Origin of the sequence: Nonomuraea aridisoli (assembly GCF_003236395.1) — a bacterium.
GTDB classification, from domain to species: domain Bacteria; phylum Actinomycetota; class Actinomycetes; order Streptosporangiales; family Streptosporangiaceae; genus Nonomuraea; species Nonomuraea aridisoli.
This window is the reverse complement of sequence record NZ_POUD01000527.1, coordinates 1-2,135: the sequence shown is the minus strand read 5'-3', so window position 1 is coordinate 2,135 and position 2,135 is coordinate 1. Positions and strand designations below refer to the sequence as shown.

The following is a 2,135-nucleotide window of genomic DNA, read 5'->3' as shown; positions in this document are numbered from 1 at the left end:
CATCGTCCTCGTCCATGGAGCGTGGGCGGATTCCTCCAGTTGGTCATCGGTGATGGAGCGACTGCGCAAGGACGGCTATCCGGTGCGCGCCATCGCCAATCCCCTGCAGGGGCTCACCAGCGACACGGCCTACGTCTCCAGCTACCTGGCCACGATCGACGGCCCCATGGTGCTGGTCGGCCACTCCTACGGCGGCGCCGTGATCACCAACTCCGCCGCTTCGGACCCTGATGTCAAAGCCCTGGTCTACATCGCCGGTTTCATCCCGGCGAAGGGTGAGACGGTGGGCGAGCTGGCCGCCAAGTCCTCACCGGCCATCCCGCTGGTCTCGACCTCCGTCCCGGACGGCACGGACGTGTCCATCGATCCGGACCACTTCCGCGAAGTCTTCGCCGGCGACGTCGACAAGACCACAGCCGCCGATCTGGCCGCGGTCCAGCGGCCCGCCAACACCAAAGCGGTCTCGGACGCCGGCGTGGAGGAAGCGTTCCGCACCATTCCCTCCTGGAGCCTGATCACCCGCCAGGACCGCGCGATCGCCCCTGACGTCCAGCGCTTCATGTCCGAGCGGGCCGGTGCGCACACCGAGGAGGTCAACGCCTCCCACGCCGTGATGGTCAGCCGTCCCGGCACGGTCACGCGCGTGATCGAGGACGCCGCCCGCCGCACCCGGTGAAACGCATCGCTGCCTGACCACCTCGCCGGCCGATGCCGCTGCGGGCCGCCGGCAGCGGTCGACGAGGGGCAGCCGCTCACACGTTCTGTCAAGATCCTCAAGATAGAGGTGCCATGTCCACGACGACACACCAGCAACTCGGCCGTCTGACCGACACCCTGCGGCAGACCATCCGCGCGGGACGAATGGCCACCACCGGGCCGGACTACGACGCCGGCCGAACCATCTGGAACGGCGCCGTGCCCGCCCGCCCCGGCGTCGTCGTCCGGTGCGCCGACCCGGCCGAGGCCCAGGCTGCCGTGCTGGCCGTGCGGGAATCCGGGGTACCGCTGGCGGTGCGCGGCGGCGGCCACGACTGGGCCGGAAGGTCACTGAGCGACGGCGGCCTCACCATTGATCTTTCCGGTCTGCGCCGGGTGACGGTTGACCCCGTGACAGAGGTCGCCGAGGTCTCGGGAGGGGCCACGGCCGCAGATCTTGTCACCGCCACCCAGCCCTTCGGCCTGACCGCCGCGACCGGCACCGCCGGCTCCGTGGGCATGGCGGGCCTGACCCTCGGCGGCGGCTACGGACCGCTCAGCGGCCGCTTCGGACTCGCCCTGGACAACCTGTTGTCCGCCGACGTGGTGCTCGCCGACGGCACCGTCGTCACCGCCGACGCCGAACGGGAGCCGGACCTGTTCTGGGCCCTGCGCGGCGGCGGCGGGAACTTCGGTCTCGTCACCTCGATGCGCGTGCGCCTGCACCGTGTGCCGACGCTGCTGTCCGGCATGGTGCTGTTCCCGTGGGACCAGGCCGGAACCGTACTGGCCGGGTTGTCGGACGTCCTGGCCGAGAGCACGGATGAGCTGACCGTGCAGTTCGGAGTCCTGTCCGGCCCCGACGGCAGGCCCGTGGTGTTCCTCTCGCCGACCTGGAGCGGCGACGACGCCGCGGCGGGAGAACGCGCGCTGGCACGGCTCGACACCCTCGGCACGCCCCTCCTCTCCCGGACCGCCCCCACCACCATGCCCGAGATGCTCGCGGCCATCGACGCGCAGTTCCCCTTCGGCCGGCACGTCGAGATCCGTTCCCGTTCAGTACCGTCACTGACCTCGGCAGTGCGTGACGCGCTGAGCCTCGCGGGCTCCACCCTGACCTCGCCTCATTCGGCCGTATCCGTGCACAGCCTGCACGGAGCCGCAGCACGAGTACCCGTGACGGAGACGGCGTTCGGCAACCGCGACCCGCACCTCATGATCGAGATCATCGCCCTCTGGGAACCCGGCGACACCCGTGCGGCGGACCACCGCGCCTGGGCCGGCGACCTGACCGGCGCCCTCGAGCCCGACGCGTTGCCGGGCGGCTACCCCAACCTGCTCGGGGATGACGAGGTCGCACAGATCGCACACGCCTACGGCCCGAACACCGAGCGGCTGCTGGCGGTGAAACGCCGTTTCGATCCCGACCACGTCTTCCG

At 70.8% G+C, this 2,135-nt stretch carries 2 protein-coding genes; both read left to right on the top strand.

Annotation, left to right across the window (positions count from 1 at the left end):
* A partial coding sequence (locus tag C1J01_RS47790; RefSeq protein WP_220040487.1) for an alpha/beta fold hydrolase occupies positions 1–676 on the top strand: 676 nt, incomplete at its 5' end.
* 113 nt (positions 677–789) lie between these two features.
* Positions 790–2,135 (top strand): FAD-binding oxidoreductase (locus tag C1J01_RS47785; protein WP_111185756.1); only part of this gene is annotated, 1,346 nt, incomplete at its 3' end.